Below are 22,201 nucleotides of genomic sequence, written 5' to 3'. Positions count from 1 at the left end.
TATGTATGCCATGGGGAAAGTAGATCGTTAGTTAACGAAAGTTAGCAAATGGTTAACTAGCTAATTTCCTCTCTAGGAATTTCCAGTTCGCTCTTGAGATTTTGCAGTTGCTCTAGAAGAGAATCTATCTCCGCTTGTAAGTTCATAAACTTGACTTGCTGATCGTCTCGATAATAAGCCTTAGTTAACTTCTTAACTAGGTTAACGTGGGATTCGCATTCGGAAACACTGGATGACATAGTAGACATAGTTATTGGTATTACAAACTTAACTCACACCATTAGTTATAAATATTATAATTATAATATGCCAATCATGCTAATCCCCAGCTTTGTTAAAATATTGTTTAGTTTTCATCATATACTCTAATAAATTACAAATGTGGTCATTATCCTCTCCGCTCTTGGTGAAGATGCCCCACAACTAAGATTATGACTTGAAACGTGGAATACTTATACTAAAAGCATTCCAGATCCCAAATCCTTAATTAATAAATTTTGAATCCCGTGACTTTGAGCCTGTCTGCTGCTAAATCTCATTACCAACCTTGGCCAGGGCTAATACAAGCCTATCGTCAGTACTTGCCTGTTAGCGAAAAAACCCCCGTGGTCACTCTCTTGGAAGGTAACACACCTTTGATTCCCGTGCCAGCCATCGCCGAACGTATTGGCAGACAGGTGAAGGTGTATGTCAAATATGATGGTCTTAACCCCACTGGTAGCTTCAAGGACCGGGGAATGACAATGGCAATTTCTAAAGCAGCAGAAGCGGGTGCTAAGGCTGTAATTTGTGCCAGCACTGGTAATACCTCCGCCGCTGCCGCTGCCTATGCTAGAAGAGGTGGGATGCGCCCATTTGTATTAATTCCCGATGGTTACGTGGCTTTGGGAAAGTTGGCACAAGCGTTACTTTATGGGGCTGAGGTGCTAGCAATTCAAGGCAATTTTGACCGCGCTCTGGAAATTGTCCGAGAAATGGCGGATCAATATCCTATTACTTTAGTAAATTCTGTAAATCCGTACCGTTTAGAAGGCCAAAAAACTGGCGCTTTTGAAGTTGTTGATGCTTTGGGTGATGCCCCCGATTGGCTATGTATTCCCGTGGGCAATGCCGGTAATATTACAGCATATTGGATGGGTTTTTGTCAATACCATCAACATGGTAAATGCGATCGCCTCCCGAAAATGATGGGTTTTCAAGCCGCTGGGGCTGCACCCTTGGTCAATGGTCAACCAGTCACACATCCTGAAACTATAGCCACAGCCATTAGAATTGGTAATCCTGCCAGTTGGGATAAGGCCATTGCAGCGCAAACAGCCAGTCAAGGGACTTTCCGCGCTGTGACTGACGAGGAAATTCTCGACGCTTACCGTCTATTAGCATCATCGGAAGGGATTTTCTGTGAACCCGCTAGTGCAGCTTCTGTAGCAGGATTGTTACAGGTAAAAGACGAAGTTCCCACCGCTGCAACTGTGGTTTGTGTCCTCACTGGTAATGGGTTGAAAGACCCAGATACCGCTATTAAACACAGTCATGCCCAATTTAAACAGGGGATTGCAGCAGATGTAAAGGCTGTTGCAGAAGCCATGGGATTTTAAACAAATTTTAGGGTTTGTAACAGGTTTTAAGGATGGAAATAAGCGATTTCCGGCCAGTGCTTCGCTATCGCTTATTCTAAGCTGTTAAGCAGCTAAATTGTACAATCCTAATATGGCTAGATATTGTGGTGCGGGCATCCTGCCCGCTATAATTATACAAATTAAATACAGTACAGATGATTCTAGGATATTCTAGACAAAGGCGATTGTTTTACTTTCATTCAACCCCCGTTCTTAAGCTTTAATTTATGGAACGAGAATATCACTGACCTTAATCTCAATTTCTGGAAATACTGCACTTTTAATCAAATCATCACCTGTATAGATAAATTCTTCATAAAAGCCTTCCACTAAAGATAAAACTGTAATTTTGTTCTGTACAGGGTCAACAATCCAATATTCAGCAATTCCCCTGGCTGCATATTCAGAACGCTTGAAACGATAGTCTCTTACTTCATTTTCAGTACCAGGTGATACCACCTCTATTGCTATTAATGGTGGTGGCATATCATGGGTAATTGTTCCTCGTTTGGTAGTTTCTAAAGCAGCGCGACATTCTTCACCCAAAACTAATAAATCGGGTATTCGTACCTTAGCCCTACGTCCACTTACCTCAATCATAATCTCTTTATATTTTAATAAATAAAGAGGGACTATTTTAGCCAATTCCAACAATAATCGCATTGATACATCGGAGTGAAAAATTGATTCTGGTGGCATTAAAACTAATTCTCCATCCACTAATTCATAGCGATTTCCAGTACCATCATCATAGGCATAGTAATCTGCAAAGGAAAAATAATTGACTGGTGCTTGAGTAATTTGAACCATAACATAAATATAATTCTATTCCCTTAATACATATTACTACAAAAAATGCAGTATAGTTGATCAATTGATCAATAACATCACCTAAAGCCATAGTCAGACTTTTCCGGGCTTGAGCCTGATTTTCTTGCTCAAGTTTGAATTAAATTGGGTACTTTGTCGCTGAATAGCTATAGTCTTGCCACTACCTGCTTCATTATAGATTTTTATAGTATAATCACTGAGGAGGCCTGATAAACTCTGCCAGAACCCCCTTAAATATGTTCAATTTTCATTTTATCAGCTTTTTTCGTCACTTAAAATGGCGCACATTGAAAAAAACTTTTGCGAGGACAATAGAAACAAGACTGTTAGGATTAGCTGCGGAAATAGCCTTTAATACCATGTTATCGCTATTTCCGGCAATTATAGCCTTACTAACAGCAATTGGTTTATTTGCAGAATCTTTGCGAAACACATTTATTCAACTAGCGACAGAACTGAGTAAAATTGTCCCCCAAGAAGCTTGGATATTAATTCGTGATTTTGCTACTCATGAAATTGCTAATTCTAAAAATAGTAGTTTATTTTCTCTGAGCTTTGTAATTACCCTTTGGACAGCTTCTGGGGCAATTAATACCGCTATGACAGCTTTAGATAAAATTCAACAAATTCACCCCAAAAAAATGCGTTCTTTTTGGCAAGCAAAACTGATATCTCTTAGTTTAACAATCGGGACTATATTATTATTAATGCTGGCTTCTTTTTTAGTATTTATTAGTGATTTACTCCTGGGAATTGTCGTAAATAACAATACTTATTTAATCTTTATATCCCATCTTTGGCAATTTTTACGTTGGCCTTTAGCATTGGCTACAGTTGCAACCGCTTTTGCTTTTGTTTATCGCTATGGACCTAGCAAATGTCAAGCAAATACACCACTAATACCAGGAGCAATTTTAGCAGCTATTTTTTGGGCAATAGTTTCTGCAATATTTCGTCTCTATGTTAGGAATTTCGGCAATTATAATAAAGTTTATGGTGCAGTGGGCGCTGTTATTGTCTTAATGTTATGGTTATGGATGAGTGCTTTTGTTCTTTTAGTCGGATACCAATTAAATGTAACTGTCGGTGAAGAAATGAAGAATTAAAAATTGAAAATTAAAACAGAAAAATCTGATTTAAAATTACAGTCGAGCAACAACTATATATTTCTCAAATAAATCTGAAAAATTTCAGTTAGAAAAATGAGATAATAAGCAAATTGATCACTTAGTCAGTAAAAATCATTAATAATGCCTAATTCTCCTGAACACTTTTCTATCACACCTGATGGTTATGCACCTCGATTAAAGCGTTTACGTCAACTTAGTAAAATATTAGATAATATAATTACCATTCCCGGAACACAAGTGGGAATCGGTTTAGATCCAATCATGGGATTAATACCTTTATGTGGTGACGCTCTAGGACTAATATTTTCCTTTTATATTATCATTGAAGCCGCACAATTAGGCCTATCTACAGCCACATTAGGAAGGATGGTCATAAATGTGATTATTGATTCCTTAGTTGGCTCTATTCCTATGTTAGGAGACTTCTTTGATTTTGCCTGGAAAGCTAATAATTATAATATCATTTTATTAGAAGAAGCCCTAAAAGATCCTCACAAAAATAAAAAAGCAAATAACTCCTTTATCCTCCTCTTGATTATCGGCTTATTTCTGATTGCTATTGTCTTAATATCCATCCCCGTGATATTAATAAGAATATTATGGCAAGTTATCACTGGTAGTTAAATTACTCCTACATAAAATTATGAAAGATTGGTGGCAAGATAATTTTCCTCAAGGGCGGCAAAATCTCACTATTACCGATTCTCAAGGTTATCCAATTCAAATAGCCTATGGTGAAAAAGGTCAAGGTAAACCGCTTATTTTATTACATGGTTTAGGCAGTTGGAGTTATAATTGGCGGCTTAGTATTCAGCCATTATCTCAACATTTTCGCGTAATTTGTTGTGATTTTAAAGGTTTTGGTTTTTCGGAAAAGCCTGTATCTCGTCGAGAAGAAAATGGACATCAAATTATTGAATTAAAACGCATTATTCAGGGTTTATGTGATCAACCACCGATAATTGTGGCCGAATCTATAGGGGCATTAATTTCACTGGGATTAGCAGGTGTCAGTCCTCATTTAATCCGACGTTTAGTAGTCATTAATGCTCCTATTTTCACAGAAACATTACCTCACTGGGCTATGGATTTCCTGGCAAAAACACCAATAGAAATCATCCATGCAATTGATTATTTACGTCTAGCATATTGGTTTGCACCTTTAGTTAGAGAAGTTATGGGAACAGAAAGACGCAAGGTATTATATGATCCCTCATTATTAACAGCAGAAGATATTTATTGGATTACTTACCCATTTATTGAAATTCCTGGAACTGTGGTCAAAGTTGCCGAAGAATTACAAATTGCTGCCAAAGAAATCGAGAATTTTCGCACAAATCAGCCTAATATGTTGAGTAATATTCAAAAAAATCTCAAAAACATTGAATGTCCAACCTTAATTTTATGGGGTGATCAAGATAGTTGGTTTCCTGTTAGTCATGGAGAAAAATTACATCAATATCTACCTAATTCTCGCTTACAAATTTTGCAAAATTGTTATCATGATGCCTCCACTGGTGCTGCTGATGTTGTCAATGCAGCAATTTTGCAGTTTTTAAAAGATACTAATTAGTAATTGACAATGAATAACCAACAACTCATCACTATGAATAAAAAGAGAGTGGGAAGAGGCATACCAAAAGCCTGAAATCTCCCACTCTACATTTACTGCTGTAGCGTTCAGGAATATATAAATACTGTCAGTTATTTAGGGGGGTTTGATATAATAAAGACAGTGTTTATAGGGGGTGATTAGATTCCCATCGCAGTAAATGTTAAACCTGATTATTATTATTTTTGAGTCAATAAATGCCAAATTAATTATCTACAAATCATTGTTATTTATGCTAAAAAATGTCACCATAAACTATGGTTTTCTATAAAAAAATCAATATTTAGTAGCCTTTAATAACGACAATATTGAATTTCTTTATCTGGAATCAATGTAACCTATGTGATTAAAACTTGGTTGCCAAGTTGGCACTTTCTCAAAAGTCTGATATTTTCAAGTTTTCAGCACTGTGTTGACATATATTCAACAAGTTAATGGGGGGTATGGAATTTTCTCCGGTGGGAAAATTATAGCGGATTTTTGCTATCAGATGATCAAGAGGAGGAATTTCTAGATTTATGACGTTTTTGAGGGGACAATTTTTGACTGTTGCGAGTGCGTTGAGTGGTTTTTTGTGTCTCTATTGAACTTTGAAGTGAGTAAAAAATTACAAAAGAACCCGCAGCACAACAAACAGCGATCGCTATTACCAACCATGGAGGGATAGAATTACTAGAATCGGAAAATGTGGCAATAGGGGATTTCTGAATCGCCAAAAATGGGGCTTCTTCTTGTGCTTTCTGTGGCACATAGCCAACATAACTCAATTGCTGATATGCAAAAATCGTCATTCCTATAGGAATGAGAAATAAGCTCAAGAACCAGATCCAAGGGTATTTTATCACTATATTTCCTATAGTTTTTATCCATCACCTTAATCTTAATCACACAAATCATAGTCAAAACAAGAGGAAAATAAATATTTCCCCTTGCTAGTCTTTGTTAATTAACTGGAGAATGTCTTTCAATTGCTAGTTGAATCAATTGATCTACTAATTGGGCAAATGGTATACCAGTATTAGCCCAGAGTTGGGGATACATACTTGTGGAGGTAAACCCCGGTAAGGTATTAATTTCATTGATGAAAATTTCTCCCGTAGTTTCCACATAGAAAAAGTCTACTCTAGATAAACCAGCAGCATCAACAGCAGCAAAAGCTTGTAAGGCCATTTCTTGAATTTGCTGTGCTACTAACTCTGGTAAATTTGCGGGAATAAATAAATCCGCTTTTCCCGGTGTATATTTAGTTTCGTAGTCGTAGAAATCACTGTCAAAAGTAATTTCACCTATGACTGACGCTTTCGGGTGATCATTACCTAAAACAGCACATTCAACTTCTCTTGCGACAACTCCAGCTTCGACGATAATGCGTCTATCATAGGTAGCAGCATTATCTAATGCTACCTCTAATTCTTGACGCGATCGCACTTTAGCAATTCCCACTGATGAACCTAGATTAGCAGGTTTGACAAAACAAGGATAGCCTAATGCAGCCTCAATTTCATCACACAATTTAGGAAATACACAAGGATTTGACCAAATTTGCGCTCTTGTGACAGTTTTATATTTGACTTGAGGTAGTCCCGCTTGAGCAAAGGCCATTTTCATGGCAATTTTATCCATCCCAGTTGCTGAACCCAATACCCCAGAACCGACAAAGGGGACTTGTGTTAAGGTTAATAAACCCTGTATTGTTCCGTCTTCTCCATTCGGACCATGAAGAATAGGAAACCAAAGCTCAACTTGTGCGGTTTCGGGTGGGAATTGCCATAAATTAGGGGTTGTAGAGAGGATTTCTTGGGGAACACCAGATTCTAGAACTTGTTGCGCGATCACTCCAGATTGCCAAACTCCATCTTTTTGGATATAAAAAGCCAAAATTTCATATTTATTAGCATTTTCTTCTAATTTTAGACCTTGAGCGATCGCCCTTGCAGAAATTATTGAAACTTCATGTTCCCCGGAACGTCCACCAAATAGCAAACCCACCCGTAGCTTATTCATTTTCTTATATATCTCCAAAACCCGCAATTTCCATTATTACCAAAGAAGAGCAACTGTTAATTAACCCCCGTCATGGATCTCTACTTCATCTATATTATTTATTATAGATAGTTCTTCCTCATCAGCTTAACTTTAACATATTTTAAATCAATTGTCAACTCTCCTAAGCAGGGAAAAAGCAGCTAAATTGTACAATCCTCAGATAACTAAATCTTGTGGTGCGGGCATCCTGCCCGCCATAATTATACAAATGAAATGCAGTCTTTATTCTCTATTGGAGGCAGAGCCTCAAAGTCTAGTTCCCAGACTCCGGCTGGGAACTAGTAAATATAGCTGTGTGACAACTAATAAAAATCTTGACGTTCACAAAAAAATCTAGATTCAGTGGCAAAGTCCATATATTTGTGTTACCCTAGTACAGTTGTCAAAAATTCCGCACATCCAGGAATTCGGGTGTTTCTGAATTTGAGAAATGCACCTGGGTGGAGGTTTAACCCGAATAGGAGTAACAAAATATGCCAGTAGTTTCCTTGGCTCAGTTAATGGAGTCGGGTGTTCACTTCGGTCATCAAACCCGACGTTGGAACCCCAAAATGGACCCTTATATCTACACCTCACGCAATGGTGTACATATCATAGACTTGGTGCAAACAGCCCAGTTGATGGATAACGCCTATAATTATATGCGGACTCAATCAGAGCAAGGTAAAAAATTCCTGTTTGTGGGAACTAAGCGCCAAGCAGCGGGAATTATTGCTCAAGAGGCTCTGCGTTGTGGTTCTCACTATATTAACCAACGTTGGTTGGGGGGAATGCTGACGAATTGGGCAACAATTAAAACCAGAGCAGAACGTCTCAAAGATTTAGAACGGAGAGAAGAAACAGGCGCACTGGATTTATTACCCAAGAAGGAAGCTTCCATGCTGCGTCGGGAAATGACGAAGCTGCAAAAATACCTGGGCGGTATTAAGAATATGCGGAAAGTCCCGGATATTGTGATCATTGTTGACCAAAAACGGGAATATAACGCAGTTCAAGAATGCGAAAAATTGGGTATTCCCATTGTGTCCATGTTGGATACAAACTGTGACCCAGACGTTGTGGATATTCCTATCCCAGCCAATGATGACGCAATTAGATCCATTAAGCTAATTGTTGGTAAATTAGCAGATGCTATTTATGAAGGTCGTCACGGTCAACTAGAAGTAGAAGAAGATTACGAAGATTACGAAGATTACACTGACGAATACGACGAAAGTGATCTTAGTGACTCATCAGACGAAGAATAAACATCTGTAATCAGGATTTAAAGATTCTAAGATGAGTCCTGATCATCTTAGAATCTTAATTAATATTTGTATCTGTCAAGTTAGGAATTGAGGCAACATGGCGGAAATATCTGCAAAACTCGTCCAAGAGCTACGCCAAAAAACCGGTGCTGGCATGATGGACTGCAAAAAGGCGCTGAAGGAAAATGATGGTAATATCGAGGCCGCCACAACCTGGTTACGGCAAAAAGGTATTGCTAAAGCCGACAAAGGTAGTAGTCGTATTGCTGCTGAAGGTCTGGTAGACACCTATATTCAGCCTGGTGGTCAGGTAGGTGTACTCATAGAGGTAAACTGTCAAACGGACTTTGTTGCCCGGAATGAGGCTTTTAAAGCCTTAGTAAAGAACTTGGCTCAACAAGCTGCCACTGCGGATAGTGTTGAGTCTTTATTAGCTCAACCCTATATTGAAAATTCCAGCGTTACTGTTGAGGAATTTATCAAAGAAACAATTGCTACCCTTGGGGAAAATATTCAAGTGCGGCGGTTTGTTAATTTCTCTCTTGCTAATGGCACACCAGGAGTAGCAGACAGCTACATTCACACTGGTGGTCGTGTTGGTGTATTGTTGGAATTAACTACTGAAAGTGATTCAGCAGTTGCTAATGAAGAGTTCCAGGGTTTGGCCAAAAATGCAGCCATGCAAGTTGCCGCTTGTCCCAATGTAGAATATGTTAGCGTGGACAAAATTCCTGCCGAACTTGTCCAAAAGGAAAAAGACATTGAAATGGGTAAGGACGACTTGGCTAACAAACCAGAGAACATTAGGGAAAAGATTGTTCAAGGTAGAATTGAAAAGCGCCTGAAAGAAATGACTTTACTAGATCAACCTTATATTCGTGATCAGAGTATTTTGGTAGAAGATTTGGTAAGGCAAGTAAAATCTAAAATTGGCGAAGAAGTTCAAGTTAGTCGCTTTGTTCGCTATGTCCTGGGTGAAGGCATTGAAAAGAAAGAAATTAGCTTTGCTGAGGAAGTTGCTGCCCAAATGGGTGCTAAGTAATTTTATCATTGGTCATTGGTCAGTTGTTAAGAAGATATACTTAATGGATTGCTGTTGATGATAGACTTTTAGTTCTGACTCATGACTATTTCTATTTACAGGCCAGCGTGTTCTACGTGGCCTGTATTTTATTAAATGATGATTATTTTTTCAGAAGTACCTATATTTGTAGTCAGGGGCAATTGATTGATCATTGACAATGGACAACAGAGAAAGGACTATTACCAGTCTAAAATTATGGCCAGAGCAATTGAACGGATAGAAAAAGACATTATTGCATTAAAAGAGGCTACCAGAGCGATCGCTCAACAACTCAATTTAGCTTATGCTAAATATATAGATACTTTGGGACTGGCTTTACAAAAACAATTGATTTTAGCCAGTTATTACTTGTGTACCCAAGGATATCCCGATCAATTTCTTAACTTATCACTAAATCAACGGCAAAAATTACAACAAGGTATTCGTCAATTAAGTCAACAAGCCGCCCAGGAATTAATTAGTTATATTCAGCCTCCAGAAGTTACCCAAACAGAAGCAGTTTTAGAAACTAAGGAAGAGAACGAACCAGACGAAAAGGAGGAACAAGAAGAAAATCAACAACAGCCTCAAGCTTTAGATCCTTCTAACCCTATAGAACTGGTAGAATGGCAACAATATGTAGAAGAAGGAATTGAAGAAACTTTAAAACAAGTCTCCCAAAGGGCTAATATTCTCATCCAAAAAACAGGGGTTTTACCCAAAAAACTACCAGAAGCGATTTTAGCCGCCGCAACTGCTGCTTCAGAATCTTCTAGTGATATGATGCCCAGCTTTCCCAATATATTAAACTTAGTTATAGAAATTAGTGATCACGAAGATGCGGAAGATTCTATCACTCAGATTATGGCTATTCACTTGCGACTCGAAGAAATAGAATTTGCTGATGTGACACTATTGACAGAGCGCAAAGGAATTCGTAATATTTTAATGCAACTGAGTAAATTAGGACGTGAGTATCAAAAAAGACAAAAAGAACTGAAGATTGCTGAAGCTGAAGCTGCTTGGCGTGCTAGTTGGTTTGAGGATTAGTCAGCCTTTAGAGGAATAAAAATATATGAGCATCTCTATCAAGAAAGTCCGTTTTTCAAAACTCAATCATCTCTTATCTCTTAACAAATAACCAACAAGTAATAACTAATAACCAATGACCAACAACTAATGACCAATGACTAATAAAACACCTGATTGGATAAGATTGCATAAAGCCTTAGCATTTGAAGCGGAAAATGGCTTTATAGATTTAGTAGGTAAGCAACACCGCTTTAGTGAATTTTTGAGTTTGACCTTTGGTAAATTTCCCCTGGGCTTACCTCAAAAAGAACGTTCTCGTTGGCAAGAAATAGCAATGCAATTTGCCAATTATCCAAATTTGGCATTACCAGAAAAAAAAGATTTAGTGGCAGAAGTTAGAAAATATCTGAATCAATTAGAAGAAGAATTAGAAACAAAAACTCCCCCAAAAATTTACGAACTTAAAAATCAAAATTCTAAAAATCAAAATCCCACCACTCCAATTGTTGCCGAAGTCAGTAAAAAACTAGCCCCCAAAATTGATCAAAAACTTAGCGTTTTACCAGAAATCGGTATTAAAAAAGCTGAAAGTTTAGCCCGATTAGATTTACATACCGTCCGTGATTTATTATTTTATTATCCTCGTGATCATATTGATTATGCCCGTCAGGTAAATATTAGTGAATTAACGGGAGGGGAAACAGTAACTATCATAGCGACGGTGAAAAGATTTAATTTCTTTACCAGTCCTAAAAATAAAAAATTATCAATTTTAGAATTAATTCTCAAAGATAATACGGGACAAATTAAAGTTAGCAGATTTTTTGCAGGTGCGCGTTTTACTAGTCGTGGTTGGCAGGAAACTTTAAAACGCAACTATCCTGTAGGTAGTATGTTGGCGGCTTGTGGATTAGTCAAAGGTGGTAAATATGGTTTAACTTTGGATAACCCAGAATTGGAAGTTTTAGCAAATCCTGGAGATCCTATTGATTCCCTCACTATTGGGCGAGTTGTGCCTATTTACAGCTTGACTGAAGGAGTAGTAGCTAATACTGTCAGACAGGCCGTAATGACGGCTTTAACAGCGGCAGTTAATTTAAAAGATCCTTTGCCTAAAGGTTTACGAGAAAAATATGATTTAATGGAATTAAAAGAAGCTATTCCTAATATTCATTTTCCTAAAGATAGTGACTCCTTAAAAATTGCTCGTCGTCGCTTAGTATTTGATGAATTTTTCTATTTACAAGTTGGTTTATTACAACGTCAGAAACAAGCTAAAACAATTCAAACTGGTGCTGTTCTTACACCCAAGGGAAAATTATTAGAAAAATTCCAGAAAATTCTCCCCTTTAAATTTACCGGCGCACAGCAACGAGTTATTAATGAAATTCTCACCGATTTACAAAAACCTACACCCATGAATCGTTTAGTTCAAGGTGATGTTGGTTCAGGTAAAACTGTTGTTGCTGTTATGGCTATTTTAGCCGCAATTCAATCAGGTTATCAAGCAGCGTTAATGGCTCCCACGGAAGTATTAGCAGAACAGCATTATCGTAAGTTAGTTAGTTGGTTTAACCTGCTACATTTGCCTGTGGAATTATTAACAGGTTCGACAAAAATAGCTAAAAGACGAGAAATTCATGCTCAATTAGAAACTGGTGAATTACCTTTATTAGTTGGGACTCATGCCTTAATTCAAGATAAAGTTAATTTCCAAAGATTGGGTTTAGTGGTAATAGATGAACAGCATCGTTTTGGGGTACAACAAAGAGCAAAATTGCAACAAAAAGGCGAACAACCTCATGTTTTAACAATGACTGCAACTCCTATTCCTCGCACTTTGGCATTAACGGTACATGGGGATTTAGATGTTAGTCAAATTGATGAATTACCACCAGGAAGACAACAAATTAAAACCACTTTATTGACTGGTCATCAAAGAACCCAAGCTTATGATTTAATCCGTCGAGAAGTTGTCCAAGGTAGACAGGTTTATGTAGTTTTACCTTTGGTAGAAGAGTCGGAAAAATTAGATTTGCGTTCCGCTGTAGAGGAACATCAAAAATTACAAGAAAGCGTTTTTCCTGATTTTCAAGTTGGGTTATTACATGGACGCATGACTTCAACCGAAAAAGACGAAGCAATTCACAAATTCCGCGATAATGAAACTCAAATTATCGTTTCTACCACTGTGATTGAGGTGGGTGTAGACGTGCCTAATGCTACCGTGATGTTAATTGAAAACGCGGAAAGATTTGGTTTATCACAATTACACCAATTACGGGGGCGTGTAGGACGAGGTGCAGCGCAATCTTACTGTTTATTAATGAGTAGTACAAGAAGTGCAGATGCTCAACAGCGTTTAAAAGTATTGGAACAGTCCCAAGATGGGTTTTTTATCTCTGAAATGGATATGCGGTTTCGTGGTCCGGGGGAAGTGATGGGAACTCGCCAATCTGGTGTAGCAGATTTTACCTTAGCTAGTTTGGTGGAAGATGAGGACATTTTGCTGTTAGCACGACAAGCAGCGGAAAAGGTGATTGATATTGATACAAGTTTAGCGCGTTGGCCATTAATGCAGGATGAGTTAAAGTATAGGTATAGTCGGTTAATGGGTGGCGCGATTTTGACGTAAAATAACTGAGTAATATCTTGGTTAACGGGAATGAAGATAACTTTTACAGACAGGGAAATGCAAAGAGCATGGCGTGACAATTATTTATTCAAGATATTCAGGATAATTCTCATGCTAAGGTAAAATCAGAACGACAATTAACGCCTGATAACATTAACCAGATTTGGCGCTATGGAGGGAAGTTCATCTTAAAAAAAGATAAGAGTGAGAATAAACCGGAAAAAATAACAGACGCAGACATAGAAGAAAAATTGTTAAAAATTGTTGAATTGATTAAAACAGAACTTCAAGGACTATGAAAGATTTTCAATTACTGACTTGGCTTGATATTAGAAGAATTTTTCGCCGCAAAACTAACTATGGGAGTAATTTACCAGAGAACATAGTAAGTATTAGGTGTTTTTCTGATGCTGTAGAAATAAATATTGCTGATGAAAATTTTATAAATAAAGTCAATGACGTATTAAAAGAATGGTTTGGAGATTGGTACGATGAAGAGGAATCTGTTATTCGATTTGATATTGGTGATGCTACATTACCCGTGGAATTTATCTCAGAAGAAGAACCTTATATAACAGATATTGAGATACGTCCTTTTTGGGAAGAAATTGCTTATTTAGAAAGTAATTCAGAAAGTGATTCAGAAACAGAACCTGCTGTCAAAAAAATAGTTAAGCTTCCAGAAGCATATACGGAAAAACCTAGTTTAATAGCGTTTTATTCTTTTAAAGGTGGTGTGGGAAGAACATTAAATTTAACAGCCCATCTTTTTGCTTTGTTAGATAGAGCTAAAGAGTTAAATGAGTCTATAAATGTGTTAGTTATTGATGCTGATTTGGAAGCACCAGGTCTTACCTATTGGAATGCGTTGGCAAAACAACAACCATCCGTTTCTTTTATTAATTTTTTAGAAGTTTACCACTATTCACCAATTGATAGAGAAAAAGCACTTGCTTTATTTGCTAACGAAGTAAAAAAATCAGTGAAACATGAAGGAAATTCACAAGTTTATTTTTTACCTGCATTTCTAAAAGATAATGAATTATTAGATATACCTATTTTACCTGAACATTTAGTCAGAGGTATAGATGGAACATGGGAATATGGTAATGCTATTCATCATTTAGGTGAAATTTTAGGTGTAGATTATGTTTTTATTGATTTGAGAGCAGGTTTAAGTGAAATATCTAGTCCCATAATTTTTGATCCCAGAATCCAGCGTTTTCTTGTGACAACAATTAATGATCAATCTATTCAAGGTACAAGTTTGGTTTTAAAACAAATTGGCAAAGTTGCACCATTAGAAGCAGAAGTTAAAGATAAAGAATACTATGATCCATCAATAGTAATTAGTATGTTAAAAGAAGAATTTAAAAAATTACCAGCATTTAATAATGCCTTATTTGAATTAATATCTGCTTATGTACAATCAGAAGAAGATAAGTTAGATGAGCCAAGATTGGAAATAAAAGAAGCTTATTTTGTAGAGGAATTACTTTATGTAAATGACTGGGAAGATGCACGCTCTAAATTAAATAGAACTTCAATTTCAGTAATGAAAATTGCTCAAGAGTGGGCTGAGGGAGAGTTAATCACTACATCCACTGAGGAATCAAGTTTAAGCCTTAGAGAAGAAACAGATAGACTTACAGAAGTTAACCGACTTAGGGATCTGAGTCAGCGTTATGAATATGCTGAAAATGGAGAAGGGGAAGATTTATTAGTAACAGAACCATTAAAAAATTTAGCGACTAATTACAAAGAACAATTACCTTGTGTTGTATCCATTGGAGCTAAGGGGGCAGGTAAAACTTTTAATTATGTTCAGTTGTCAAGGTTTAAGTATTGGGAATCATTTTTAGATAAAATTGACAATATATCAACATCATCAGAATCACAAACTTATATATTTCCTCTGCTGCAAACAGGCAACCTTCTCGATAAAGCTAAGAACGTAACTAATGAAGCTAGAAATAATGTTAGAAAAGCTCTAAGCGAGAATTTACCTGAATTTTCACCTGATGGTTTCAAGACTAAAATTCAAAAAGCTTTATCGAACATAAATTGGGCAGAACCAGAATGGACAGAATTTTGGATCAATGAAATATCAATAGCTATAGGTATTAATGGTGAAAACGGAAATGTTAATAATCTGAGCATAATAAATCGTGAATTAAAAAAGAAAAATTTACGGATAATCTTTCTTTTTGATGGGTTAGAAAATATTTTTCCTGAGATTTCTTATCAGCCACAACAAGAAAGAGCTTTAAGAGCCTTGATTCAAAATGTACCAGGGCAGTTATCTGAAATACGACAATCTAATATTGGTTTAATAATTTTTCTCCGTCGAGACTTTCTCCGTTATACAATTAAACAAGACTTGAAACAGTTTGAAAATCTTTATCGTCCTTACGATTTATCCTGGGATCAAGAGTCTTTTCTAAGGCTTGTTTATTGGATTTGTAGTAAAGCACAGTTAATAGACGCAAATCAAAATATTATTGGCAGTTTAAGCAAAAAAAATATTATCGAAGAATTACAGAAGTTATGGGGTAAAAAAATTGGTGCAGATAACTCGAATGAAGCCTACACACATTCTTGGATATTTGCTGCATTAACAGATTTTAATAACAGACTGCAAGCAAGAGATGTTGTCCGTCTTTTATACCATGCGGCTGATATAACAATAGAGAATTATCAAGAATCACAATTTGTAAAGTGGTTCGCAAATAGACTTTTACCCCCTCAAGCTATCCGTCGAGCAATTGAGCCATGTAGTAGAAAAAAAGTAGATGAAGCCAAAGAAGAATATCCCACATTTGGAAAATGGGTTGATGAAACTCTTTATCAGTTTACGCCAGAACAAAAGAAAATTCCTTTTGCTGTCGAAGAGTTAGGTATGGATCAGCCAACAGTGAGGATGTTAGAAGAAATGGGGGTGATTTACGAAGATACAGGAAAACAAGATACTGCACGTTTTTATATGCCTGAAATATTCCGTGAAGGTCTAGGATTTTCTCTAGCTCGTGGAGCGCGTCCTCGTGTAATGGTACTAAAACGTCAAGCACTAGAGAAAGGAATTATGTAATTTTTTGAATTTCGCTAATCTTGATTTAACTCAACTGATTCCGAAACTTACTCACACTAATACTCAACAACACCACAGCAAAACCAAGTAATGCTAAAACATGAATCCACAACACATCTAAACCAACTCCCTTAAGTAAAATACCTCGCACAATTGTGATGTAATGACGTAAAGGATTTAGTAAAGATAGAACTTGGAAAAAAGTAGGCATAGCTTCAATAGGAGAAACTGCCCCAGATGTCTGCACAATTGGTAAATTAATAAAGAAAGATGTGAGTAATACCTGCTGTTGAGAACGACAAACAGTCGCTAACATAATTCCTAAACTAATTCCCACAAATACATACATACCTGATAAGGAAATAAATAATAAAAAACTGCCCCGAAATGGCAAATTAAATACCACAATTCCTAAGGTTAAAGCTAACATGACATCCCCCATGAGTAAAAAAACCAAAGGGACAATTTTTGATAACAAGATTTGCCAATTGGCCGCTGGAGTCATTAACAATTGTTCCAAAGTTCCCGTATCTTTCTCGCGTACAACAGTGACTGCGGAAACTAATGTACCGATTAATGTTAACACTAAACCCATGACTCCCGGTACAAAAAACCAACTACTTATAAGTCCAGGATTATATAGAAATACGACTTGAGATGATACGGGAGGACTGCGTTTACCTTGTTCCAAACTCAGATTGTATTGTTGAACAATTTGATTCATATAATTAGCAGCAATACCCGCTGTATTGGCATTTACAGCATCAATAAAAACTTGAATTTCTGCCGATTTCTGTGCTAATTTACGTGGAAACTCAGGAGGAATTATCACCCCTACATCTAACTTTCCTTTTTCTACTTGTTGACTTAAATCTTTTTCGCTATTTGGTACAGATTCTAAAGTAAAAATTCGATTGGAAGTCATGGCTGAAATTAGTTCCCGACTATCAGCAACATGAGCATAATCAATCACACCTAATTTCAAATTTTGGACATCAGGATTAAGTGCAAATCCATAAAGTAATAATTGCACTGTTGGCGGGACTATCAACAAAACAATCAATTGTCTATTGCGTAAAATTTGATTAATTTCTTTTCGCACTAACGCCCAAAATGGATTATCAAAGAATTGAAGAATAAATTTCATCAAATAGGTAATAGGTAATAGGTAACAGGTAATAGGTAATAGTCGAACAACTGACAACTGACTAATTACTAATTTGCATCTTACTTAAAATTCGACGGGAGAGATTAAAAAATATCAAACCTAAAACTGTTAACATGAGAAAATCAAACCAAACTCCTGGCCAACCTGTACCACGCAGAAAAGCATCACGAGTAATATTAATATAATAACGAGCGGGAACTACATTAGTGACAAGTGAAAGGGGAAAAGGAATATTATTGAGAGGATAGATAAAACCAGACAATAATAAAGAGCTAATAAACCCGACTAAAGAAATAATTTGAACAGCGGAATTTTGGTTATTACTACGTACCCCCACAAGTAAGCCAAACATCACACTATCTATCAGAAATATCAGAGTTCCTAATAATAAAGTGATTGGGTTATTAACCACGCTTAATTTAAAAATAATTCCTCCTAATCCTATCACAACTAATGCCTCAGTTATGGCAATTAATAGATAAGCCATACCTTTACCTAATAACAATTCTGTGGCACTAATACTAGAAGCATAAACTTGTAAAATTGTCCCTTTTTCTTTTTCTCTTACCATAGCAATTGCTGTTAGTAAAGATGGAAAAATCCACAGTATTACGGCATATACTCCGGGAACAATATATAATGATTCTAATCTACCAGGATTAAACCATAAACGGATTCTAGCGGTAATTATTTTAGTAGCAGGTAAAAGTTTTTCTTCCTGCATAAAGAAATTGGTAACTCTTTGAATACTTCCTCTAATTACACGGGCATTATTAACATCTGTGGCATCAATTAAAACTTGCACTGTAGTAGGTTTATTAGCTTTAATATCTCTACTAAATTGGGAAGGAATAATTACCGCTACTTTAGCAATACCTTTATCAATAGCATCTCGCGCTGGGTCTCCTCCTGACCATTCTTTGGGAATAAATTGATTGGTAGCATATAATTTTTCAATATAGCTATTGCTTAGGTTTGTATGGTCAAAATCCTGGACAACTAAGGGAATATTTTGACTTTCTAATCTGGTAGCAAAACCGAATATTAACAATGTCATGAATGGTAATAAAAATGCTAGTGCTAATGTCAATTTATCACGTTTAAATTGAGATAGCTCTTTAATACATTGGGAAATAATTATTTTCATAATTTTGGGGCTTAAAAAGAGTAGGTTGGGTAGAAAGAAGTCAAACCCAGAATTTTATAACAAAATCTTATAACAAAATTTTATAAATTGTGTTAGTTTTTTACTTGTTAGCTATTTTCTACTCTTTGTACTATACCAATAAAGGCATCTTCTAGAGAAAAAGGAATAGGACGAAGAGATTCAATTATAAGGTTTGCGGATTTTAAAAGCTGTATTACTTGGGGAATTTCTATTTCTGGGTTGTCAAGAACAATATGTAAACTATTAGCAAAGATTGAAACTCTCCAAGCACCAAATTTCTGTTTTAATAGTTTGGAAGCAGCTTGATTTTGATTCACAATTATTTCTATCAGTTTTCCTGGTTGGGAAGTTTTGATAAAACTGGGTGAACCTTCCGCAGCGATTTCTCCAGCTACCATAAAACTCATGCGGTTACATTGTTCTGCTTCTTCTAAATAATGGGTTGTAACTAAAATTGCTGTCCCATTTCGCGCAAAATCATTTATTAGTTTCCAAAATTGACGACGCGCTAAAGGGTCTACTCCAGATGTTGGTTCATCTAAAAATAAAATATCAGGTTCGTGCATGACTGAAGCACCAAAAGCAACCCTTTGTTTCCAACCTCCTGGTAATTGTCCCGTTAACATATTTTCTCGTCCTTCTAACCCGCAGGTAGATATTACCCAATCAATTTTTTCTCTTCTATGTTTGCGGGGAACGCTATAAACACCACTATAAAATTCTAGGTTTTGTAGAATTGTTAAATCGTCATAAATGGTGAATTTTTGACTCATATAACCAATACGTTTTCTTAATTCTGGACTTCGTAAATTTCCAGTTTCTCCACCTAAAGAAATTTCTCCACCACTAGGTTCTAATAATCCACATAACATTTTAATTGTGGTAGTTTTTCCTGCGCCATTTGCTCCTAAAAGTCCGAATATTTCCCCATAACGCACTTCAATATTCACACTTTTAACTGCTTGAAATTTACCAAATACACGGTTAAGATTATTCGCATAAATAGCAATTTGAAAATCAGAATTTTTAATTTTTAATTCTTCTCTATTTCCACCACGATAACGGGGAAATTCTAAAAATTTGGGTACAGAACCCTGTTGTCGCAGACGAGTAACAAAGACATTTTCTAAAGTAGGTTCATTAGGTTCAATATGGGGATGATATGGTTTTAGTAATTCATTAACTTGATTTTCACCCATAGTTACATCTTCAACTAAAACATCTAAGCGATCGCCAAAAGTTTGAATATCAACTATATTTTTATATAGTATATTTGTGTCTAAATTCTGGAAAAGAATTTTCTCGCTGACTTCCAAATTAGTAGTTTTTACCTGCAAACGATGTAAACCTAAATTGGTTCTTAAAGCCGCTGGAGTGCCAATTTCATGGATTTGACCATTATACATTAAAGCCACACGATGACAGCGTTCAGCCTCATCCAGATAGGGCGTGGCTACCACAATTGTCATCCCCTGGGCGGATAATTCTGCTAACACATCCCAAAATTCTCGTCGAGAAACTGGGTCAACTCCCGTAGTCGGTTCATCTAATAATAAAACCTGCGGTTGAGACACCAAAGCACAACATAAGGCCAGCTTTTGTTTCATACCTCCTGATAATTCACCAGCCAAGCGATCGCCAAATTGTTCTAAACTCATTAATGTCAGATATTTATGGCTGCGTTCCCATAATAAATCATCATCAACCTGTCGCAACCCCCCCGCATAACGCAAATTTTCATCAATACTCAAATCCAAATATAAAGAAAATTGTTGTGTTAGATATCCCGTCATTAACCGCGAATTTCGTGCCGGTTTACCAAATACCAAAACTTCCCCCGCAGTCGCTTCCATTACACCACCTAAAATGTGGAAAGTCGTAGTTTTACCCGCACCGTCAGGACCAATTAAACCAAACATTTCCCCCTGATTAACAGTGAAACTAATTCCTTTAATTGCGGCTAATTTCCCATAATGTTTATGTAAATTACTAACCCGAATAGCTTCTATTTGGTAATTGGTAATTGGTAATTGGTGATTGATAATTGGTAATGGGTAATTAGTCATAATGAATTTTCCCTTTTATTTTCTTCCTTCTTTTCTTCCTTCGCGTCCTTCGCTTCTTCGTGGTTCATTTCTCTTCCCAAAACTTAACTTTTACCTATTTCCTGTAACCTAATTTCCGCATCTGCTGGCATACCAATCTTAGCACAGGGTAAATCTGATTCTTTGTAAGGATTTTCGGGATTAAAACAGCCTTGAGGATTTTCGACTTGAATGCGAACTCCTATTACTTGTCTTACCCGATCTTTTTGAAAGTAAATATTTTCTGGAGTAAAAGAAGCTTGAGGGTCAATAGCAATAACTTTACCATTTAGGGGTTTTTCCGGTGTAGAATCAAGGAATATCTTAGTGGTTTGTCCTAATCGGACTTTACCAATATCACCTTCAGGAATAAAACCCCGTAGATATATATTTTGGGGATCAACTATTGTTAAAATTTTAGTCTGATTACTAACTATTGCACCCGGTTCAACACTGCGAGCAGTTATAACTCCATCTAAAGGACTAATCACATTCAAATCTCTTTGAGAATCTGCTATTTGAGTGAGGATTTGCTGTTTTGATGCTAAGGCATCTTTGACCTTACCATGAGCCGATCTAACTTTAGCCTGAGCAGATTGTACTTGAGCAAAAATCTGGTCTTTTTTTCTGTTTAATGCTGTTAACTGGGCGTTGCGAATATCGGGATTTAAGCCTGTAGTTTTTGTTTGGATTAATGCCCCTTGAACTGCACTTAATTGTTCTTTTGCCGCATTGACGGACGCTTGTCTGGCCTCTAGAGTAGCCATGGCTGTATCTAATGTAGTTTGTGATTGATCAAATTGTTGGCGATTAATAGCACCTTCTTTTATAAGCTGTTTATAGCGATCGCTGTTCATTCTCGCTAATTTTACTTCTGCTGCTGCTTGTCTTGCCTGAGCTTGTACTTGTAGTAATTGAGCTTTAGCCGCTGATACATTAGCTTGTGCCTGTTCAATTCTTCCAATCGTATCCCCTTGAGATTGCTGTAAATTTAGCTTTGCTTCGCTAATTTGACTATCAATCTGTTCAAATTCACTGCGGATCATCCTCAAATCTGCCATTACCTGTTGTTCATCAGATTGTGCAGATATTATCCGTGCTTCCGTCCCTCGTAATTGTTCTCGTAACAATTGATCGTTACTATCATCTAACTTAATTAATACTTGTCCTTTTTTGACATAAGCCCCTTCTCGCACCGTAATTGACTCAATTCTACCAGAACGCTTAATCCCAATTTCAGTTTCATAACCTTCAATTCTGCCGCTTAATTTAAGTATATTAACTGACTTATTTAGTGTATTAAACCACAGTTTATAACTAATACCACTCCCGAACACCAGTAACCCTAAAAACAAAGGAATTAGTTTTTTACCCTTTTGCTGTTTAGATGGTGGTATAGAAACATTAGTAAAACCCTCTGGAGGCGTTGGCGCAGTTTGAGACATAGTAGCACCCTAAATGATGAATCTGTTTTCATA

17 protein-coding genes are annotated in these 22,201 nt (G+C 36.6%); 9 read left to right on the top strand and 8 right to left on the bottom strand.

All coding sequences use genetic code 11. From position 1 onward, the window contains the following. Positions 1-56: 56 nt before the first annotated feature. A complete protein-coding gene (locus tag ACIR310F_RS0114765; RefSeq protein WP_035368080.1) occupies positions 57-248 on the bottom strand; it encodes a hypothetical protein in 192 nt (63 codons plus the stop codon). Positions 249-506: 258 nt separating this feature from the next. On the opposite strand from ACIR310F_RS0114765, the gene thrC reads away from it, so the two are divergent. After that, the gene (thrC, locus tag ACIR310F_RS0114760; protein ID WP_028084486.1) at positions 507-1,598 is read left to right on the top strand and encodes a threonine synthase; all 1,092 of its coding nucleotides are present in this window, start codon (positions 507-509) and stop codon (positions 1,596-1,598) included. Between the two features lie 246 nt (positions 1,599-1,844). On the opposite strand, the gene ACIR310F_RS0114755 is transcribed toward thrC, so the two are convergent. Then, positions 1,845-2,429 carry a Uma2 family endonuclease gene (locus ACIR310F_RS0114755; protein WP_028084485.1) on the bottom strand — a complete coding sequence of 195 codons (585 nt, stop codon included), beginning with the start codon at positions 2,427-2,429 and terminating at the stop codon, positions 1,845-1,847. Positions 2,430-2,686: 257 nt separating this feature from the next. Between ACIR310F_RS0114755 and ACIR310F_RS0114750 the strand changes: the two genes are divergently transcribed. The 3 genes from ACIR310F_RS0114750 to ACIR310F_RS0114740 all read left to right on the top strand — a co-directional run bounded on the left by ACIR310F_RS0114750 (position 2,687) and on the right by ACIR310F_RS0114740 (position 5,153). Beyond that, positions 2,687-3,556, top strand: coding sequence for a YihY/virulence factor BrkB family protein (locus tag ACIR310F_RS0114750; RefSeq protein ID WP_028084484.1), 870 nt, complete (start codon positions 2,687-2,689; stop codon positions 3,554-3,556). Between the two features lie 144 nt (positions 3,557-3,700). Next, positions 3,701-4,204 (top strand): DUF4112 domain-containing protein, encoded by a 504-nt coding sequence (locus ACIR310F_RS0114745; RefSeq protein WP_028084483.1) that lies wholly within the window; start codon positions 3,701-3,703, stop codon positions 4,202-4,204. A 19-nt stretch (positions 4,205-4,223) separates the two neighbouring features. Beyond that, a complete protein-coding gene (locus tag ACIR310F_RS0114740; RefSeq protein WP_028084482.1) occupies positions 4,224-5,153 on the top strand; it encodes an alpha/beta fold hydrolase in 930 nt (309 codons plus the stop codon). A gap of 533 nt (positions 5,154-5,686) precedes the next feature. Here the strand turns inward: ACIR310F_RS0114740 and ACIR310F_RS23730 are convergent. Both ACIR310F_RS23730 and ACIR310F_RS0114730 read right to left on the bottom strand, forming a co-directional pair. Further along, complete coding sequence (locus ACIR310F_RS23730) at positions 5,687-6,010, bottom strand: hypothetical protein (protein WP_155963838.1); 324 nt, start codon at positions 6,008-6,010, stop codon at positions 5,687-5,689. A gap of 124 nt (positions 6,011-6,134) precedes the next feature. Next, the gene (locus ACIR310F_RS0114730; protein ID WP_028084481.1) at positions 6,135-7,196 is read right to left on the bottom strand and encodes a D-alanine--D-alanine ligase family protein; all 1,062 of its coding nucleotides are present in this window, start codon (positions 7,194-7,196) and stop codon (positions 6,135-6,137) included. A gap of 515 nt (positions 7,197-7,711) precedes the next feature. Here ACIR310F_RS0114730 and rpsB point away from each other — a divergent pair. The 5 genes from rpsB (at position 7,712) to ACIR310F_RS0114705 (ending at position 16,303) form a co-directional block, all read left to right on the top strand. After that, a complete protein-coding gene (rpsB, locus tag ACIR310F_RS0114725; protein ID WP_028084480.1) occupies positions 7,712-8,485 on the top strand; it encodes a 30S ribosomal protein S2 in 774 nt (257 codons plus the stop codon). Positions 8,486-8,582: 97 nt separating this feature from the next. Next, positions 8,583-9,527, top strand: coding sequence for a translation elongation factor Ts (tsf, locus tag ACIR310F_RS0114720; RefSeq protein WP_028084479.1), 945 nt, complete (start codon positions 8,583-8,585; stop codon positions 9,525-9,527). A gap of 237 nt (positions 9,528-9,764) precedes the next feature. Continuing rightward, a complete protein-coding gene (locus tag ACIR310F_RS0114715; protein WP_028084478.1) occupies positions 9,765-10,598 on the top strand; it encodes a hypothetical protein in 834 nt (277 codons plus the stop codon). Between the two features lie 136 nt (positions 10,599-10,734). Beyond that, positions 10,735-13,215, top strand: a complete 2,481-nt coding sequence (recG, locus tag ACIR310F_RS0114710; protein WP_028084477.1) for an ATP-dependent DNA helicase RecG — start codon at positions 10,735-10,737, stop codon at positions 13,213-13,215. A gap of 295 nt (positions 13,216-13,510) precedes the next feature. Next, positions 13,511-16,303: a ParA family protein gene (locus ACIR310F_RS0114705; protein ID WP_028084476.1), complete on the top strand. Its 2,793-nt coding sequence runs from the start codon at positions 13,511-13,513 to the stop codon at positions 16,301-16,303. A 25-nt stretch (positions 16,304-16,328) separates the two neighbouring features. On the opposite strand, the gene ACIR310F_RS0114700 is transcribed toward ACIR310F_RS0114705, so the two are convergent. The 4 genes from ACIR310F_RS0114700 to ACIR310F_RS0114680 all read right to left on the bottom strand — a co-directional run bounded on the left by ACIR310F_RS0114700 (position 16,329) and on the right by ACIR310F_RS0114680 (position 22,168). Continuing rightward, a complete protein-coding gene (locus ACIR310F_RS0114700) occupies positions 16,329-17,450 on the bottom strand; it encodes an ABC transporter permease (protein WP_028084475.1) in 1,122 nt (373 codons plus the stop codon). A 61-nt stretch (positions 17,451-17,511) separates the two neighbouring features. After that, positions 17,512-18,618, bottom strand: coding sequence for an ABC transporter permease (locus ACIR310F_RS0114695; protein ID WP_028084474.1), 1,107 nt, complete (start codon positions 18,616-18,618; stop codon positions 17,512-17,514). Between the two features lie 107 nt (positions 18,619-18,725). Continuing rightward, positions 18,726-20,705 carry an ATP-binding cassette domain-containing protein gene (locus ACIR310F_RS0114690; protein WP_028084473.1) on the bottom strand — a complete coding sequence of 660 codons (1,980 nt, stop codon included), beginning with the start codon at positions 20,703-20,705 and terminating at the stop codon, positions 18,726-18,728. An 83-nt stretch (positions 20,706-20,788) separates the two neighbouring features. Next, on the bottom strand, positions 20,789-22,168 hold the full coding sequence (locus ACIR310F_RS0114680) for an HlyD family secretion protein (RefSeq protein WP_028084472.1): 1,380 nt from the start codon (positions 22,166-22,168) through the stop codon (positions 20,789-20,791). Positions 22,169-22,201: the final 33 nt, after the last annotated feature.

It is taken from the genome of Dolichospermum circinale AWQC310F, assembly GCF_000426925.1.
In the GTDB taxonomy this organism is placed as follows: Bacteria; Cyanobacteriota; Cyanobacteriia; order Cyanobacteriales; family Nostocaceae; genus Dolichospermum; species Dolichospermum circinale.
Note: the sequence above shows the minus strand (reverse complement) of the source record. Positions and strands in the feature narration are given on the sequence as shown.

Excerpts from the sequence above, each read along its gene's own strand:
- ACIR310F_RS0114745 (WP_028084483.1), top strand. The coding sequence starts at position 3,701 with ATGCCTAATTCTCCTGAACACTTTTCTATCACACCTGATGGTTATGCA.
- ACIR310F_RS0114730 (WP_028084481.1), bottom strand. The coding sequence starts at position 7,196 with ATGAATAAGCTACGGGTGGGTTTGCTATTTGGTGGACGTTCCGGGGAA.
- ACIR310F_RS0114690 (WP_028084473.1), bottom strand. The coding sequence starts at position 20,705 with ATGACTAATTACCCATTACCAATTATCAATCACCAATTACCAATTACC.
- ACIR310F_RS0114750 (WP_028084484.1), top strand. The coding sequence starts at position 2,687 with ATGTTCAATTTTCATTTTATCAGCTTTTTTCGTCACTTAAAATGGCGC.
- recG (WP_028084477.1), top strand. The coding sequence starts at position 10,735 with ATGACTAATAAAACACCTGATTGGATAAGATTGCATAAAGCCTTAGCA.
- ACIR310F_RS0114695 (WP_028084474.1), bottom strand. The coding sequence starts at position 18,618 with ATGAAAATAATTATTTCCCAATGTATTAAAGAGCTATCTCAATTTAAA.
- ACIR310F_RS0114755 (WP_028084485.1), bottom strand. The coding sequence starts at position 2,429 with ATGGTTCAAATTACTCAAGCACCAGTCAATTATTTTTCCTTTGCAGAT.
- rpsB (WP_028084480.1), top strand. The coding sequence starts at position 7,712 with ATGCCAGTAGTTTCCTTGGCTCAGTTAATGGAGTCGGGTGTTCACTTC.
- ACIR310F_RS0114700 (WP_028084475.1), bottom strand. The coding sequence starts at position 17,450 with ATGAAATTTATTCTTCAATTCTTTGATAATCCATTTTGGGCGTTAGTG.
- ACIR310F_RS0114740 (WP_028084482.1), top strand. The coding sequence starts at position 4,224 with ATGAAAGATTGGTGGCAAGATAATTTTCCTCAAGGGCGGCAAAATCTC.
- ACIR310F_RS0114715 (WP_028084478.1), top strand. The coding sequence starts at position 9,765 with ATGGCCAGAGCAATTGAACGGATAGAAAAAGACATTATTGCATTAAAA.
- tsf (WP_028084479.1), top strand. The coding sequence starts at position 8,583 with ATGGCGGAAATATCTGCAAAACTCGTCCAAGAGCTACGCCAAAAAACC.
- ACIR310F_RS0114705 (WP_028084476.1), top strand. The coding sequence starts at position 13,511 with ATGAAAGATTTTCAATTACTGACTTGGCTTGATATTAGAAGAATTTTT.
- ACIR310F_RS0114765 (WP_035368080.1), bottom strand. The coding sequence starts at position 248 with ATGTCTACTATGTCATCCAGTGTTTCCGAATGCGAATCCCACGTTAAC.
- ACIR310F_RS0114680 (WP_028084472.1), bottom strand. The coding sequence starts at position 22,168 with ATGTCTCAAACTGCGCCAACGCCTCCAGAGGGTTTTACTAATGTTTCT.